Source organism: Streptomyces sp. NPDC018026 (assembly GCF_044327745.1).
In the GTDB taxonomy this organism is placed as follows: domain Bacteria; phylum Actinomycetota; class Actinomycetes; order Streptomycetales; family Streptomycetaceae; genus Streptomyces; species Streptomyces rubrogriseus.
Genome location: NZ_JBIRFY010000015.1, coordinates 19,907 through 35,453 on the forward strand (window position 1 = coordinate 19,907; position 15,547 = coordinate 35,453).

The window sequence follows — 15,547 nt, forward strand, 5'->3', positions numbered from 1 at the left end:
AGCGTCCACGGGCGCGGTGAGCCCTCAATGAGGGTCACATGAAGGAAACTTCACCGGGCCGCGCGGGAGGCGGGCCTCACCAGGACGGCAGCCGGTACCCCATCCCGCGCACGGTCTCCACCTGCTGCGCGCCGAGCTTCTTGCGCAGGGCCCGCACGTAGACGTCCACGATGTTGGAGCCCGGGTCGAAGTCGTAGCCCCACACGTGCGACAGGATCTGCTCGCGGGACAGTACCTGCCCCGGGTGGCGCAGGAACAGCTCCAGGAGCACGAACTCACGGGCCGTCAGGTCCACGGTGCGCCCCTCGGCGCGGGCGCGGCGGGTGCGCAGGTCGAGGCTGAGCGTCCCCGACTTCAGCACCGTCACCTCCGGCGCCCTGGCCGCCGTCCGCAGGCGCAGCCGGACCCGGGCGAGCAGCTCCTCGAAGCGGAACGGCTTGGTCATCCAGTCGTCGGCGCCGCCCTCCAGGCCGGCCACCGTGTCCCGTACCGAGTCCCGTGCGGTCAGCACGATCACCGGGGTCGTCACCCGGGCCTCGCGCAGCTCGCGCAGCACCGTGAAGCCGTCCCGGCCGGGCAGTCCGATGTCCAGGACGACGAGGTCGAAGCCGCCGGTGAGGGCGTACTCGTAGGCGGCGTCGCCGTCGGCGACCGCGGTGGTGGTGAAGCCGTTGGCGCGCAGGCCCTTCTGGACGAAGGAGGCGATGCGTTCCTCGTCCTCGACGATGAGGATGCGGTTCATGGTCGTGCCTCTTCCAGAGTGAGTACGAAGGTGGCGCCGCCGCCGGCGGTGGTGCGCAGGTCGACCCGGCCGCCGTGGCCCTCGGCGATCGCCCGCACGATCGAAAGGCCGAGCCCGGCGCCGGTGCCGCGCACCCCGCGGCGGGCCGTGCCGCGGCGGAACCGCTCGAAGATCACCTCGGCGTCCTGCGGCTGGACGCCGGGCCCGGAGTCGGCGACGTACAGCTCGATCCGCGAACCGTCGGCGCGGGAGCCTATGCGGACCCGCTGGCCGGCCGTGGTGTGCTGCACGGCGTTCTGCGCGAGCTGCACCATGGCCTGGGTGATCCGCTGGGGGTCGAGGTGGGCCTCCCGGTCGGCGACCTGGTCCAGCACCCACTCCCGCTCGCCCAGGGTGCGGGCCTTGACGTAGACGTCGGCGGTGAGTTCGGCGAGCTGCACCGGCTCGGGGGTGACGAAGTCGGGGCGTTCGGCCTTGGCCAGCAGCAGCAGGTCCTCGACGATGCGGCTCATCCGGTCCAGTTCGTCGGTGACGAGGCGGACGGTCTCCTCGCGCTCGGCCGGATCGTCGCCCATCAGCTCCAGGTGGCCGCGCACGATGGTGATCGGGGTGCGCAGCTCGTGCCCCGCGTCGTCGACGAACCTGCGCTGGGTGGCGAAGGCGCGCTCCAGCCGGTCCAGCATCGCGTTGAACGTCTCGGCGAGGGCCGCCACGTCGTCGTGGCCGTGCACCGGGATGCGCCGGGTCAGGTCCTGCTCGGTGAGCTGGGCGGCGGTCGTGCGCACCAGCCGCACCGGTTTCAGGATGCGGCCCGCCACCACCCAGGCGATGCCGGTCGTCATCAGCAGGGCGACGCCGGAGATGGCGAGCAGGACGCGGAACACCTCGTCCGCGCGGGCCTGTTCGCGGCCCGGGTGGAAGGCGACCACGAAGGCGGCCGCCGGTTCACCGCCGTAGCGGGCCACGGTGACCTTGGCCCAGCGGATCTCGCCCTCGGGCCGGTCCAGGGTGCCGGAGGAGTCGGGGGAGGCGTAGATGCGGCGCCGGGCGTCGGCGTCCTCGTGCAGGGGCCGGCCGACCGGGATCTCGCGCTGCTGGATGATCTGCGTGGGCCGGCTGCCCACCTCGCCGACCAGGCCGACCAGTTCCTCGTCCAGGTCGGCGTACTGCCGCTCCAGGAACACCCGCAGCAGCCGGCCCGGGTCGGTGAACGGGCGGCCCGTCTCCGGGTCGAAGCCCTGCTCCTCGAAGTTGGCGAACTCGCCCGCCTCCTGCGCGAGCAGGCCGCTGATCCGCTGGTCGGTGTCGCGCAGCAGGATCGAGCGGGTGGTCGCCGCCACCGAGGCCAGCGCGACCGCCATCACGAGCAGCAGCCACAGCAGGATGCGGACCCGGGCCGAGACCCGGCGGCGCTCGCGCTCACCCGTCGCCGGCTCCGTCGCCCGCTCCGTCGTCGGCGTCCCCGCCCCGGTCGTCGTCATCGTCGTCATCCGAAGGGCCGTCGGTGACCGGCGGCCGCGTCACCACCTGGTCGCTGGGTGTCGGCTCGGGCGAGGAGGAGGTCGGCGCCGGGGTGGGGGAGCCGCTCTCCAGCTCCACCTTGGCCGGGACCTTGGGCTCCTGCGGGCTGTCGGTCAGGGCGAAGCTGGTCGCGGCGATGCCGAGTGGGATCAGGACGACGGCCGCGAGGGCCGCCATCCGGCGGGAGAAGACCATGCGGTGGATTCTGCGCGGGGATTTCGGCGGGCCGGATGAGTGCCGGATGAAGAACCCTTCATGTGCTTCCTCGGGCCGTCCGTCGGCTGCGGCATCGTCGTGGCTGGTCGCGCCCACGCGGCGGAGCCGCAAATCGATACAGCCCCGCGCCCCTTTGGGGCGCTTCCCGCTCGGGGCGATCAGTTGTCGAGGCCGATGGCGAACGCCGCCTCCAGGTCGTGCTGGGAGTACGTGCGGAAGGCCACGTGGGTGTCCGTGCCCTCCACGCCCGGGATCTTGCTGATCCGGCCGGGGATGACGTCGGCCAGGTCCTCGTGCCGGCTCACCCGCACCATGGCGATCAGGTCGTAGGTGCCGGTGACGGAGAAGACCTCGCTGACGCTCTCCAGCGCGGCGATCTGCTCCGCGATCTCGGGAATGCGGTCCACGCTGGTCTTGATGAGGACGATCGCGCTGATCACGGCTGTTTCTCTCCCTCGGGCGCCGCCACTGGAACGCCACCAACTGTAGTCGTACGCCCGAACCGCACCCAGGCGAAGGCGAAGCCCAGGCCGAAGCCCACCAGGTGCGCGAGGTACGCCACCCCCGGGCCGTCACCGGCCCGCCCCGCCGCCAGCCACTGCAGGGACACCCAGAACGGCAGCACGACCCAGGCCGGGAAGCGCAGCGGCAGGAAGAACAGGAAGGGCAGCAGGCTGGTCACCCGGGCCCGCGGGAAGAGGAACAGGAACGCGCCGAGGACCGCGGAGATCGCCCCGGAGGCGCCGACCAGGGACTCCTGGGAGTGGGCATTGGCGCCCGCGTAGCCCACCAGGGCCAGGTAGCCGCAGCCGAGGTAGAACAGGGCGAACTGGAGCCGGCCCATCCGCTCCTCGGTCATGGCGCCGAAGACGTAGAGGAAGAGCATGTTGCCCAGCAGGTGCACCCAGCTGCCGTGGACGAACAGCGCCGTGGCCGGGGTGAGCGCCGACCCGGGGGAGTCCTCGAACAGTTCTGCGGGGATCACGCCCCAGCGCCGGAAGTAGGCGCGCTGCGCCGCCAGCACCTCCTCCCCGGTGCCGTACACCGGATTCAGTCCCGCCGCCGGGCTGATCAGGAACAGCAGACAGCACAGCGTGATCAGCGTGTACGTCACGGGCGCCGTCCGGCGCCGGGACGGGTGGGCCCGGGCGAGCCCCGCCACCGCCGTGACCGCTCTGCGGACCGCCCTGCTCCAGTTGCGGATCATGGACACAGAGCATGACGTAACGGGCGCGAGGGCTCATAGCGCCTCGCCGCCGTGGACACGCGGGCGTCGGGTACCCGCCAGGCCGTAGGGTTACGTGCCACACGCACCGGGGGAGCCCGGCGCGTCACCGACACTGGAAGAGAGTGAACAGCCACGATGACGGTTCCCCTGCCGACCGACACGACGCGGTGGCGCTGCACCCTCTGCGGCAACCTCACCCGCTTCGACGTGACCCGGGCCTCGAAGGTCGTCGAGTACGTGCACCTCGACCTGGCCGGTGAGCCCACGGTCGAGGAGCGCGAGGTGGTCAGTGAGACCGTCGAGTCGGTGCGGTGCCGCTGGTGCAACGCCGTGGACCAGGTGGAACTCGTGGACAGGCCGGGTGCCGCCTCCTGAGGGAAGCGGCCCCGCACCAGGCGATTCCGGCCCGGGATCGCCCTGAGACATTGGGGTGACGGATGGTGGAGACACACGGCGGGGGGCCGGGCGACGGCGCCGCTGAGGTGCTCGACCGCCCGCTGCCCGACGGCGTGCGCCGCCGGGTCGTGCAGATCGTGTCCGACGGCTTCGGCTCGCTCACCCTCGGCGAGCTGCCCGCACAGCTGAGGCAGTACGCCAGGTTCGCCCCGAACCGCCGGGTGAAGTTCGCCGGCAACGCGATGGCCGCCGCGGTGGAGACCGACCCGCTCTTCCGCCAGCGCATCGGCGAGAAGTACCGCGACGCCCAGCCCGAGCTGGCGGACGCGCTGGACGCCGGGTCCGCGCTGCCGGCCGCCGACCCGCTGGACGTGGCCGCCGCGGCCTACGTACTGCGCCCGCACGGCTGGGTGAAGCTGGTCACCGCCGCCGGTGAGGAGGCGCAGCGCGCGGACGCCGAGCGCGCCGACGAGGAGAGCCGCGCGGAGCTGGAGCGGCTGCACGAGGAGCTGTCCCGGGCCCGGGAGCACACCAGGGCCGAGACCGAGCGGCTGCGCGGCGAGCTGGACGCGGCGAAGCGGGAGACCGAGTCGCTGCACCGCAAGCTGCGCTCCGCCGTCAGCGACGTCAAGCGCGGCGAGGCGGCGCTGCGCAAGGTCCAGGCCGAGCTGGAGGCCGTACGGGCCGAGGGGCAGACCCAGGTGTCCGCGGCCGAGAGCGAGACCCGCCGGCTCAAGGCCCGCCTGGGGGAGGCCGAGGCGGCCCTGGAGGCCACCCGCAAGGCCGCCCGCGAGGGGCGCAGCGTCGAGGACATGCGCGTACGGCTGCTCCTGGACACCCTCCTCGACGCCACCCAGGGACTGCGCCGCGAGCTGGCGCTGCCGCCGGTGTCGGTGCGGCCCGCCGAGACCGTGGACGCGGTCGAGCCCGGCCGGATGACGCCGAAGGACATCGCCAACCGGGCCCTGTCCGAGAACGACCCGGCGATCCTCGACCAGTTGCTGGCGCTGCCCCAGGCCCATCTGGTCGTCGACGGGTACAACGTCACCAAGACCGGCTATCCGCAGATGCCCCTGGAGAAGCAGCGGTTGCGGCTGCTCGGCCAGCTCTCCCAGCTCGCCGCGCAGACCGGCGCCGAGATGACCTGTGTCTTCGACGGCGCCGAACTCGTCGCGCCGGTGCTGCTCGCGCCGCCGCGCGGGGTGCGGGTGCTGTTCTCCAAGCCGGGTGTCACCGCCGACGAGCTGATCCGCCAGCTGGTGCGGGCCGAGCCGCCGGGCCGGCCGGTCATCGTCGTCTCCACCGACCGCGAGGTCGCCGACGGCGTGGCGCGCGCGGGCGCACGCCCGGTGGCGTCCGTGGTGCTCCTCAAGCGGCTTTCCTAGCCCCTCATTCACTTCCGTACCAACCGCAACGTAGGCGCCCTATGCCCGAATTGACGGAACCGTCACGCAACGTAGTGTCAGGTGGACGTCACTGCAGGTGAGTTGTGGCGGAAAACGCGGTGCGTAACCGTGATTTTTCGGCGGAGGATTTGAACTGATCACGAGTGGGTCACTAGGGTCACCCTTCGAACCCTCGAACGGGTGATCCCTCTCAAGAAGGAGCTCGTCTCCGTGGCGTCCCACCGTCGTCCCAAGCAGCCGAGCCGCACGCGCGTGACCGTGCTCACCACCGCTGCCGCCGCCGCCGTCGCTCTCAGCTCCCAGGCCGCCAACGCCGCCCCGAGCGAGAAGCCGAGCAAGGACGAGGTCAAGGCCAAGGTCGACAAGCTCTACGAGGAGGCCGAGCAGGCCACCGAGAAGTACAACGGCGCCAAGGAGAAGCAGGAGAAGCTCCAGAAGGAGATCTCCACCATCCAGGACAACGTCGCCCGCGGCCAGGAGGAGCTCAACGACCTGCGCGACGGCCTCGGTTCGATGGCCAGCGCCCAGTACCGCTCCGGCGGCATCGACCCCTCCCTCCAGCTCTTCCTGTCCGCCGACCCGGACAACTACCTGGACAAGGCCTCCACCCTCGACCAGCTGAGCGGCCAGCAGGTCGAGGCGCTGAAGAAGATCCAGGTCAAGCAGCGCGACCTCGCGCAGCAGCGCTCCGAGGCCTCCGAGAAGCTCAAGGACCTCTCCGCCACCCGCACCGAACTGGGCAAGAAGAAGAAGGAAGTCCAGGGCAAGCTCTCCTCCGCGCAGAAGCTGCTCAACACGCTCACCGCGCAGGAGAAGGCCGCCCTCCAGCAGGAGGAGCAGCGCTCCAACCGCGCCAGCGAGCGCCAGGTCCTCACCGGCGGCAAGTCCACCCCCGCCTCCGGCCGGGCCGCCGCCGCCTTCGCCGCCGCCCAGAGCAAGATAGGCACGCCGTACGTCTACGGTGCCACCGGCCCGTCCTCCTTCGACTGCTCGGGCCTGACCTCCTGGGCCTACGCCCAGGCCGGCGTCGGCATCCCGCGCACCTCCCAGGCCCAGACCGGCGCCGGCACCCGCATCTCCTCGGCGAGCCAGCTGCAGGTCGGCGACCTGGTGTTCTTCTTCGGCGACCTGCACCACGTCGGCCTCTACGCCGGCAACGGCCAGATCCTGCACGCGCCGCGCACCGGCACGAACGTCCGCTACGAGTCGATGAGCACCATCGGCGGTCCGTTCATGTTCGGCGTACGGGTCTGACCGTGCCCCGCGTCCGGGGCCGACCCGGACGACCAGCGCCACCCGAAGTCGTCCCCGCCGTGCCGCCCGTTCGGGCGAATCACGTCCGGGCCCTGTGACCCCCCGCCCCGCCGGTGACCTGCGTCAGCGGCGGGGCGTCGGGTTGCGCGGCGCCCGAGGTCGTTGGCCGGTGCCCCGCCGGGGGGTTACTGTCTGCCGCGTTTCCCTGTCCGCCAGCGGAAGGAGTGCGGCTTCCCGTGGGGTCCCATCGCCGCCTTGCACCATCCGGGTTCGACCGTGGCTCCACCGCCGCCGTCGGCCTGCTCTCCGTGGCCGCCGCACTCCTGGGCGCCGTACCGGCCACGGCCGCCCCGCACGACGACCGGCGGGCGGAGGTGGACCGGCTGCATACCGAGGCGGAGCAGGCGACCGAGGCCTACAACAAGGCCGACGCGCGCACCGACGCGCTGCGCGAGGAGGTCTCGACCGCGCAGGAGTCCATCGCCCGGCAGCAGGAACGCGTCAACACCATGCGGGACGCGCTCGGTTCGCTGGCCGGCGCGCAGTACCGCTCCGGCGGCATCGACCCGTCACTGGCGCTGCTGCTCTCCGCCGGACCGGACGACTACCTCGACCGGGCCTCCGTGCTCGACCGGATCACCACCCGCCGGGCGGGCGAGCTGAGGGAGCTCCAGCAGGCGATGCGCGACCTCGCCCAGGACCGTGCCGAGGCGGCCCGCAAGCTCACCGAGCTGGAGCAGGGCCGCAAGGCCGTGGCCGCCCACAAGAAGACCGTCGAGCGCAAGCTGGCCAAGGCCCGCGCGCTGCTCGCCGCGCTGCCGGACGACGAACGCGCCGCCCACCTGCGCGGCTCCCGCTCCGGCCGCGAGGACCTGACCGCCCTCGCCGGTGCCGCCGCGCCCGCCTCCGGCCGGGCGGGAGCCGCCTTCGCCGCCGCCCGCTCCGCCCTCGGCAAGCCCTACGTCTGGGGCGCCAACGGCCCCTCCGGCTTCGACTGCTCGGGCCTGACCCAGTGGGCCTACGCGCAGGCCGGAGTGGGCATCCCGCGCACCTCCCAGGCCCAGACCGGCGCCGGGCGGCACGTGTCGCTGGCCGAGGCGCGCCCCGGCGACCTGGTCGCCTACCGCGACGACGCCAGCCACATCGGCATGTACGCCGGCAACGGCCAGGTGATCCACGCGCCCTACCCCGGCGCGCCGGTGCGCTACGACCCGGTCGGCATGATGCCGATCTCCTCGGTCACCAGGGTGTGACCCCACGGCCCCTGCGGCCCGCCGAGCCCGCCGAGTCCACCGCGTCCGCATCGTCCGGTGCCTTCCGCGGCCCGGCGCCCGTACGATCGGGAAGGTGGCTGGTCGAAGGCGGGTGTCGGGGTTCTCGGTGGTGGCGCTGTGCCTGCTGCTGGTCGCGCTCGTGGGCTGCGGCGGCCGGACCGCGACCGACCCGTCCACGACCGACGTCCAGCGGGTGCTCGACCGGCGGGCGGCGGCCGTCCTCGCCCACGACGCGGCCGCCTACGCGCGCACCGGCAGCGGCACCGGCTTCGGCAACCTGAGCGCGATCCCGCTCGCCGCCTGGTCCTACCGGGTACGGGACGTGGAGCGCAGCGGCGACACCGCCACCGCCGACGTCGAGCTGCGCTACCGCGTCGAGGGCTACGACCGGGGCCCCGTCGCCGCGGGCCGCACCGTGCGGCTGAGCCGGGACGGCACGGCCGGGACCTGGACCGTCGACTCCGACCGCCCCGCCGAGGAGTCCGGCCAGCAGCCCTGGGACCAGGGCGCGGTCCGGGTCGTGCGCGGCACGCACAGCCTCGTCCTCGGCGTCGGGCAGTCCACCGCCGCCCTGCGCCGCTTCGCCGACCTGGCCGACCGGGCGGTGCCCGCCGTCTCGGACGCCTGGGACGGCGACTGGTCCCGCCGGGTGGTCGTGGTCGTCCCCCGGTCGCTGGAGGGCATGGCGGGCCTGCTCGGCTCGCCCGCCTCGTCCTACCGGGGCATCGCCGCGGTCACCACCGGGGAGACGGGCGGCCGGGAACACGCCCCCGCGGACCGGATCATCGTCAACCCCGACGCGTACGGCCTGCTGGGCAGCCTGGGCAAGCAGGTCGTGCTCACCCACGAGACGACGCACGTCGCCACCCGCGCCGACACCACTTCCGCCACCCCGCTGTGGCTCTCCGAGGGCTACGCCGACTGGGTCGGCTACCGCGGCAGCGGGCGCACCGCCGCCCAGGCCGCCCCCGAACTGGCCGATGCGGTCGCCGAGGGCCGGATGCCCGCGCGGCTGCCGACCGACGAGGACTTCGGCTTCACCGCCGACGCGGAGGCACTGGCCCGCGCCTACGAGGGCGGCTGGCTGGCCTGCCGGATGATCGCCGAGCAGTGGGGCGAGGACCGGCTGGACGCGTTCTACCGCTCCGTGGGCACCCACGACGACCGCGCCGGCGCGGTGCGGGCCGCGCTGCACGAGGTGCTCGGAACGACACCGGACGACTTCACGGAACGCTGGCGGGCGTACCTGCGGACCCGGCTCGGCTGAGCGGACGAGCCCGCGTGGGCTCTCCGCCGTAGGGCGTCAGGGCGCCCCGGTGGGTGTGTCCGCGGGTGCGGCTCGGGTGAGGGGGGCGGGCGGTTCGGCGCGGGCCGGGGTCCCGCGGCGCACCGTGCCCCGCCACAGCCCGCGGGCGGCGAGGAGGGTGGCGGCCACCAGCAGGCCGTTGCGGACGAACAGGAGCGTGATGCCGACGGGGGTGCTCGCCACCACGTCCCCGAACAGGAGCGGGAACTCCAGCGCCGTCAGCGGGGTCGCCGCCAGCACCAGGGCGACCGGCACCCGCATCCGGCTCGCCCGGAAGCACCGGCAGACCGCGCCGAGGCCCACCAGCCACACCAGGTACTGCGGGCTGATCACCCGGCTGGTCACCGTGAACATCAGCACCGCCACGAAGGCCGCGTCCGCCGCCGTGTGCGCCGCGAACCGGTGGGACGCCGACCGCGAGGCCCGCACCCGCCACAGCAGCAGCCAGCCGAACGCCACCGCGCTCAGCCCCAGCGAGACCGTGCCCACGGTGTCCACGTGCGGGCCCAGGAACTCCATCGAGCCGTAGTTCAGCAGCACCCCGCCCTCCCAGCCGAAGTGCCGGGCGACGTGGAAGACCAGCGAGCCCAGCGACTCCACCTCGACGCCCCGCTCGCGCTGGAACGTCAGGAACGCGAACGCCCCGGGCATCGACACGGCGAACAGCGCGGCCAGCCCGGCCCCGCCCACCGCGGCGGCGACCCACGGGCCGCGCCCCCGCATCCCGACGAGCACCAGCGCCGGCCACACCTTCAGCAGCGCGCCGAGGGCCGCCAGGGCCCCCGCCACGCGCGGATGCCGCCCGGCGGCGAGCAGCGCGGCCACCGCCACGGCCGTGACCATCACGTCGTAGCGGGCGTACACGGTGGGGCCGAGCAGCGGTACGCCCGCCACCCACACCCACGCCCCGCGCGGCGACCGCCCCGTCCCCCGGCCGGCCCGCCACAGCAGTGCCAGGACGGCGGCGTCCGTGACACACGCGAGGACGAAGAAGGCCGTCGCGTACTCCAGGAAGGGCAGCAGGCCGGGGGAGAGGACCGCGAAGGCCGCCGCCGGCGGGTACTGCCAGGTGACGTCGTCCAGCGGAAACGTTCCGGTGCGCAGCACGTCGGCCCAGTCCCGGTAGATGACGGACACGTCGCCGGTGACGTCCGGACCGGGGAAGACCAGCACCTTCAGCACGAACAGCAGCAGCACCAGCCGCGTGGCGCCCCAGACCGTCGGCAGCCACACCCGTGACCGCCCCGCGTCCCTCGTCTCCACGCGCTCCCTGCCCGTCCGTGCCCGTCCGTACCTGCCTGTCCCCGCCGCGTACCCGCTCGTCCGCCGGTGCGGCCATGATGACCCGGGCACCTGTGGGCCTGCCACAGGACGCGGCCGGGGCCCGGCACCCGCCGGACGGTTCGGTAGGGTCGGCGGCGTGCGCAAGACCTTGATCGTGACCAACGACTTCCCGCCCCGCCCGGGCGGCATCCAGGCCTTCCTGCACAACATGGCGCTGCGCCTGGACCCCGAGCGGCTGGTCGTCTACGCCTCCACCTGGAAGCGCGGCCGCGAGGGCATCGAGGCGACCGCCGCCTTCGACGCCGAGCAGCCCTTCACCGTCGTACGGGACCGCACGACGATGCTGCTGCCGACGCCGGGCGCCACCCGGCGGGCGGTGGGGCTGCTGCGCGAGCACGGCTGCACGTCGGTGTGGTTCGGGGCGGCCGCGCCGCTCGGCCTGATGGCCCCGGCCCTGCGCAGGGCGGGCGCCGAGCGCCTGGTCGCCACCACCCACGGCCACGAGGCGGGCTGGGCCCAGCTGCCCGCCGCCCGGCAACTGCTGCGCCGGATCGGGGAGTCGACGGACACGATCACCTACCTCGGCGAGTACACGCGCTCCCGGATCGCGGGCGCCCTCACCCCCGAGGCCGCCGCCCGGATGGTGCAACTGCCGCCCGGCGTCGACGAGAAGACCTTCCACCCGGCCAGCGGCGGCGACGAGGTGCGCGCCCGCCTCGGCCTCACCGAGCGCCCCGTCGTGGTCTGCGTCTCCCGCCTGGTCCCGCGCAAGGGCCAGGACACCCTGATCCGCGCGATGCCGCGCATCCTCGCCGCCGAGCCGGACGCCGTCCTGCTGATCGTCGGCGGCGGCCCCTACGAGAAGGACCTGCGCCGTCTCGCGGAGGAGACCGGGGTCGCCGCCGCCGTCCACTTCACCGGCGCCGTGCCCTGGTCCGAACTGCCCGCGCACTACGGCGCCGGGGACGTCTTCGCCATGCCCTGCCGCACCCGCCGGGGAGGCCTCGACGTGGAGGGCCTCGGCATCGTCTACCTGGAGGCCTCGGCGACCGGCCTGCCCGTCGTCGCCGGCGACTCGGGCGGGGCACCCGACGCGGTACTCGACGGCGAGACGGGCTGGGTGGTCCGGGGCGAGGACCCGAACGAGTCCGCCGACCGCATCACCACCCTCCTCGCCGACCCGCAACTGCGCCGCCGGATGGGCGAGCGGGGCAGGGAGTGGGTGGAGGAGAAATGGCGCTGGGACCTACTGGCCGAGCACCTGAAGGCGTTGTTGTAACACGGTCCCCTTCGCAGCACCGGGGACTGAAGACACCTGGGGGCGCGAGGAACTGCGCGACAAGCCACGACGAACGTGAAGCCGCCGACGAACCGGACCCGGCACCCCGGAAGGCGCCCCTACTTGGAGTAGATCGCCTCGATCTCGTCCGCGTAGTCCTTCGCCACAACATTCCGCTTCAGCTTCAGCGAAGGCGTCAGATGCCCCGAGTCCTCGGTGAACTGCGCCCCCAGCACCCGGAACTTCCGCACCGACTCCGCCTTGGACACCGCCGCGTTGCCGTCGTCGATCGCGTCCTGGATCGCGGCCAGCAGCTCCGCGTCCTCCCGCAGCGACACCGCCGTGGAGCCGGCCGGCTTGCCGTTCTCCGCGCACCAGCGGCCCAGGAACTCCTCGTCGATGGTGACCAGCGCGCCCACGAAGGGCCGCCCGTCGCCGACCACCATGCACTCCGCGACCAGCGCGTGCGCGCGGATGCGGTCCTCCATGACGGCCGGGGCGACGTTCTTGCCGCCGGCGGTGACGATGATCTCCTTCTTGCGGCCGGTGATCCGCAGGTAGCCGTCCTCGTCGAGGGTGCCGATGTCGCCGGTGTGGAACCAGCCGTCGGCCAGTGCCTCCGCGGTCGCGCCCGGGTTGTTCCAGTACTCCTTGAACAGGTGCTCGCCGTGCAGCAGCACCTCGCCGTCGTCCGCGATGCGCACCACCGAGCCGGGCAGCGGCTGGCCCACCGTGCCGATCTTCTGCCGGTCCCAGGGGTTGAAGGCGGTGGCCGCGCAGGACTCGGTCAGGCCGTAGCCCTCCAGGACCGTGAAGCCGATGCCGCGGAAGAAGTGACCGAGCCGCTCGCCGAGCGGGGCGCCGCCGGAGATGGCGTACTCGCCGCGCCCGCCGAGGACCGTGCGGAGCTTGCTGTAGACGAGCTTGTCGAAGACCTTGTGCTTGATCTTCAGGCCGACGGACGGGCCCGACGGGGCGTCCAGGGCCTTGCTGTACGCGATCGCGGTGTCGGCGGCCCGGTCGAAGATCTTGCCCTTGCCGTCCGCCTGCGCCTTGGCGCGCGCCGAGTTGTACACCTTCTCGAAGACGCGCGGCACGCCGAGGATCAGCGTGGGCCGGAAGGCAGCCAGCTCGTCGGTGAGGTTCTTGATGTCGGGGACGTTGCCCAGCTTGATCGGCGCGATCATCGGCGCGACCTGGACCAGGCGGCCGAAGACGTGCGCGAGCGGCAGGAAGAGGAGGACCGAGCACTCACCGGTGCGGAAGAGCGGGCGCAGCCGTTCCACCACGTTGCCGCACTCCGCGAAGAAGCTGCGGTGGGTGAGCACGCAGCCCTTGGGGCGGCCCGTGGTGCCCGAGGTGTAGACGATGGTCGCGGGGTCGTCGGCCTTCGCGATCGAGCCGCGCTCCTCGACGGTCCGGTCCGTGACGTCCTGGCCCAGACGCCCCAGCTCCTCCACGGCGCCGGCGTCGATCTGCCAGACGTTCTTGAGGGCGGGCAGCCGCTCGCGCACCGACTCGACGGCGGCGGCGTGCCCGGCCGACTCCACGACGCACGCCGTGGCGCCGGAGTCACCGAGGATCCACTGCACCTGCTCCGGCGAGCTGGTCTCGTACACCGGCACGGTGATCGCGCCCGCGCTCCAGATCGCGAAGTCCAGCAGCGTCCACTCGTAGCGCGTGCGGGACATCAGGCCGACCCGGTCGCCCGGCTGGACACCGGAGGCGATGAGGCCCTTGGCGGCGGAGTGCACCTCGGCGAGGAAGGCGCGCGCGGTCACGTCCCGCCAGACGCCGTCCACCTTGCGGGCGATGACGGCGACGTCGGGATGCTGCGCGGCGTTTCTGCGGACGATGTCGGTCAGGTTTCCGTCCGCGGGGACCTCGTACAAGGCCGGAAGGCTGAACTCGCGCAAGACTGCTGCTCCTCATAGGGCGCCGGCGCCACGACGTTGTGTGATGCGACGGTGCGGTCCAAGGCTCGGGCTGTGGCTCCGGAGGACTCATGCGGGATTCACATGTTGAAATCCAGAGCACGACTGGACTGCCCGGACGTTACCCGCCGGTATGCGTTCTCCGACAGGGGGTCCCCGCGAGATGTTCGCTGCGTCACACGGATGGGGTTTGCTTTGCGCACAGTAGTCGACGGATCAACGGACCAGCCAGTAACCGCAGGTCCGACCGCCACTGTTCACATCACGCGCGCGCTGCTTACGCTTGATCGCCATGGCACCCACACCGCCCCGTAACACGAGCACGCGCGTCCACGTGGTCAGCGACGTCCATGGCAACGCCCGCGACCTGGCCCGGGCCGGCGACGGCGCCGACGCCCTGATCTGTCTCGGGGACCTGGTCCTCTTCCTCGACTACGCCGACCACTCGCGCGGCATCTTCCCCGACCTGTTCGGCGTCGCGAACGCCGACCGCATCGTCGCGCTGCGCACCGCCCGCCGCTTCGACGAGGCGCGGGAGTTCGGCAGGCGGCTGTGGGCGGAGGCCGGCGGGGAGCCGCGCGAGCTGATCGAGCGGGCGGTGCGCAAGCAGTACGCCGAGCTGTTCGCCGCCTTCCCCACCCCGACGTACGCCACCTACGGCAACGTCGACGTGCCCCCGCTGTGGCCCCAGTACGCCGGGCCCGGCACCACCGTGCTCGACGGGGAGCGGGTGGAGATCGGCGGCCGTGTCTTCGGCTTCGTCGGCGGCGGCCTGCGGACCCCGATGAACACGCCGTACGAGATCAGCGACGAGGAGTACGCGGCGAAGATCGAGGCCGTCGGCGAGGTGGACGTGCTGTGCACCCACATCCCGCCCCAGGTGCCGGAACTGGTCTACGACACGGTGGCCCGGCGCTTCGAGCGGGGCAGCCTCGCGCTGCTGGACGCGATCCGCCGCACCCGCCCCCGCTACGCCCTGTTCGGGCACGTGCACCAGCCGCTGGCCCGGCGGATGCGCGTCGGGGCGACCGAATGCGTGAACGTCGGCCACTTCGCGTCGACGGGGCGGCCGTGGGCGCTGGAGTGGTGACCGGGTGCGGTCCGGCCGCGCAGGTGGGTGGTGGCATGAGCCCTCTCCGTGCGCGATAGCCTTCACGCGGCACACACGTGCGCGCGACGGGCGCACGACGACCTCAGTAGCGGCCCGCATCCGGAGGAGCCACGGCGATGGCGGAACACACCAGCTCGAGCATCACCATCGAGGCGGCACCGGCCGACGTCATGGCGGTGATCGCCGACTTCGCCCGCTACCCGGACTGGACCGGCGAGGTCAAGGAGGCGCAGGTCCTCGCGACCGACGAGCAGGGGCGTGCCGAGCAGGTCCGGCTCGTCATGGACGCCGGGGCGATCAAGGACGACCAGACGCTGGGGTACACCTGGACCGGTGAGCACGAGGTGTCCTGGACGCTGGTGAAGTCCCAGATGCTGCGCTCCCTCGACGGCTCCTACCTGCTCCGCCCGGCGGGCACGGGCACCGAGGTCACCTACCGGCTCACGGTGGACGTCAAGATCCCGATGCTCGGCATGATCAAGCGCAAGGCGGAAAAGGTCATCATCGACCGAGCCCTGGCAGGCCTGAAGAAGCGCGTCGAGTCGAAGTAACCCAGCCGCGGGCAGTCGCCGACGCCGACGTAGCTGCGGGCAGTC

General features: G+C 72.9%; 15 protein-coding genes. 8 read left to right on the forward strand and 7 right to left on the reverse strand.

Features of this window, described 5'->3' with window-relative positions; all coding sequences use genetic code 11:
* Positions 1 to 76: 76 nt before the first annotated feature.
* From ACH4D3_RS33535 to ACH4D3_RS33555, 5 genes are all read right to left on the reverse strand, one after another.
* The gene (locus ACH4D3_RS33535) at positions 77 to 742 is read right to left on the reverse strand and encodes a response regulator transcription factor (RefSeq protein ID WP_398330132.1); all 666 of its coding nucleotides are present in this window, start codon (positions 740 to 742) and stop codon (positions 77 to 79) included.
* Positions 739 to 2,103 carry an ATP-binding protein gene (locus tag ACH4D3_RS33540; RefSeq protein ID WP_398330593.1) on the reverse strand — a complete coding sequence of 455 codons (1,365 nt, stop codon included), beginning with the start codon at positions 2,101 to 2,103 and terminating at the stop codon, positions 739 to 741. The genes ACH4D3_RS33535 and ACH4D3_RS33540 overlap by 4 nt, the downstream gene beginning before the upstream one ends.
* Positions 2,104 to 2,161: 58 nt before the next feature.
* Positions 2,162 to 2,458 (reverse strand): small secreted hydrophilic protein, encoded by a 297-nt coding sequence (locus ACH4D3_RS33545; protein ID WP_398330135.1) that lies wholly within the window; start codon positions 2,456 to 2,458, stop codon positions 2,162 to 2,164.
* A gap of 179 nt (positions 2,459 to 2,637) precedes the next feature.
* Positions 2,638 to 2,919, reverse strand: a complete 282-nt coding sequence (locus ACH4D3_RS33550) for an Lrp/AsnC family transcriptional regulator (RefSeq protein WP_003976675.1) — start codon at positions 2,917 to 2,919, stop codon at positions 2,638 to 2,640.
* Entirely contained in the window at positions 2,916 to 3,686 is a 771-nt protein-coding gene (locus ACH4D3_RS33555) for a rhomboid family intramembrane serine protease (protein WP_398330139.1), read from the reverse strand. The genes ACH4D3_RS33550 and ACH4D3_RS33555 overlap by 4 nt, the downstream gene beginning before the upstream one ends.
* Before the next feature lie 156 nt (positions 3,687 to 3,842).
* Between ACH4D3_RS33555 and ACH4D3_RS33560 the strand changes: the two genes are divergently transcribed.
* The 5 genes from ACH4D3_RS33560 (at position 3,843) to ACH4D3_RS33580 (ending at position 9,304) form a co-directional block, all read left to right on the forward strand.
* The gene (locus ACH4D3_RS33560) at positions 3,843 to 4,082 is read left to right on the forward strand and encodes a hypothetical protein (RefSeq protein ID WP_398330142.1); all 240 of its coding nucleotides are present in this window, start codon (positions 3,843 to 3,845) and stop codon (positions 4,080 to 4,082) included.
* Between the two features lie 62 nt (positions 4,083 to 4,144).
* Positions 4,145 to 5,488, forward strand: coding sequence for an NYN domain-containing protein (locus tag ACH4D3_RS33565; RefSeq protein ID WP_398330145.1), 1,344 nt, complete (start codon positions 4,145 to 4,147; stop codon positions 5,486 to 5,488).
* 231 nt (positions 5,489 to 5,719) lie between these two features.
* Complete coding sequence (locus ACH4D3_RS33570) at positions 5,720 to 6,763, forward strand: NlpC/P60 family protein (RefSeq protein WP_398330596.1); 1,044 nt, start codon at positions 5,720 to 5,722, stop codon at positions 6,761 to 6,763.
* 236 nt (positions 6,764 to 6,999) lie between these two features.
* Positions 7,000 to 8,016, forward strand: coding sequence for an NlpC/P60 family protein (locus ACH4D3_RS33575; RefSeq protein ID WP_398330148.1), 1,017 nt, complete (start codon positions 7,000 to 7,002; stop codon positions 8,014 to 8,016).
* Between the two features lie 94 nt (positions 8,017 to 8,110).
* Complete coding sequence (locus tag ACH4D3_RS33580; RefSeq protein ID WP_398330151.1) at positions 8,111 to 9,304, forward strand: hypothetical protein; 1,194 nt, start codon at positions 8,111 to 8,113, stop codon at positions 9,302 to 9,304.
* 36 nt (positions 9,305 to 9,340) lie between these two features.
* Here ACH4D3_RS33580 and ACH4D3_RS33585 read toward each other — a convergent pair whose 3' ends face one another.
* Positions 9,341 to 10,606, reverse strand: a complete 1,266-nt coding sequence (locus tag ACH4D3_RS33585) for a glycosyltransferase 87 family protein (protein ID WP_398330154.1) — start codon at positions 10,604 to 10,606, stop codon at positions 9,341 to 9,343.
* Positions 10,607 to 10,763: 157 nt separating this feature from the next.
* Between ACH4D3_RS33585 and ACH4D3_RS33590 the strand changes: the two genes are divergently transcribed.
* On the forward strand, positions 10,764 to 11,906 hold the full coding sequence (locus ACH4D3_RS33590; RefSeq protein ID WP_398330157.1) for a glycosyltransferase family 4 protein: 1,143 nt from the start codon (positions 10,764 to 10,766) through the stop codon (positions 11,904 to 11,906).
* Positions 11,907 to 12,025: 119 nt separating this feature from the next.
* On the opposite strand, the gene ACH4D3_RS33595 is transcribed toward ACH4D3_RS33590, so the two are convergent.
* The gene (locus ACH4D3_RS33595) at positions 12,026 to 13,822 is read right to left on the reverse strand and encodes an AMP-dependent synthetase/ligase (protein ID WP_398330160.1); all 1,797 of its coding nucleotides are present in this window, start codon (positions 13,820 to 13,822) and stop codon (positions 12,026 to 12,028) included.
* Positions 13,823 to 14,132: 310 nt separating this feature from the next.
* Here ACH4D3_RS33595 and ACH4D3_RS33600 point away from each other — a divergent pair, with 310 nt between their 5' ends.
* The gene (locus tag ACH4D3_RS33600; protein WP_398330163.1) at positions 14,133 to 14,930 is read left to right on the forward strand and encodes a metallophosphoesterase; all 798 of its coding nucleotides are present in this window, start codon (positions 14,133 to 14,135) and stop codon (positions 14,928 to 14,930) included.
* Between the two features lie 137 nt (positions 14,931 to 15,067).
* Positions 15,068 to 15,502, forward strand: coding sequence for an SRPBCC family protein (locus ACH4D3_RS33605; protein WP_003976686.1), 435 nt, complete (start codon positions 15,068 to 15,070; stop codon positions 15,500 to 15,502).
* The last annotated feature ends 45 nt before the right edge of the window (positions 15,503 to 15,547 follow it).